General features: G+C 41.2%; 1 rRNA gene. It reads left to right on the top strand.

From position 1 onward, the window contains the following. Positions 1-512: 512 nt before the first annotated feature. Positions 513-582, top strand: a 16S ribosomal RNA gene (locus Q1A86_RS21130); the annotation flags it as partial.

Here is a 582-nt window from a genome sequence, read left to right on the forward strand (position 1 = left end):
TCCACTGACACGGCACAGCAGGCCAACTAGACTAATGTTTGAGATTAGAAATAGTCGTAAACGCTAGATAGTAAGGGACTTGCAGCGTAATCAGTACTTCTTTTAAGTAAGAGGTGAGAGATTAACTTCTACGGAAATTAGCCTCAGGTGACAATCGCTTTAGAAGCTCAATTAGATGTGACTTGAACAAAGAATCATCGCTTGAAAAACTTCTTAAAATAAGCGCTTGACGCCGACACTGGAGAGTGTAGAATACGCCTCCTCAGCCAAACGACCTAAGCGTCTAAGGCGCCATTTTGAAAGGCTTAGCCTTAATAGAAGTGGCACGCTCTTTAACAATATGACAAGCAAATCTGTGTGGACACTCACAGAGATTAAGTTATTCGAAATTGTCTCTCACGAGACAATCAAAAATTTACTTAATGAATGAGTGTTCATAGCAATATGTAATACAGAATTCGTTGAGCCGCTGATTCAGCCTTACTTGTAAGGTGGATGAAGCAAAAAAACTTTAATTGAAGAGTTTGATCATGGCTCAGATTGAACGCTGGCGGCAGGCCTAACACATGCAAGTCGAGCGGT

It is taken from the genome of uncultured Shewanella sp. (assembly GCF_947497935.1).
Lineage (GTDB): Bacteria > Pseudomonadota > Gammaproteobacteria > Enterobacterales > Shewanellaceae > Shewanella.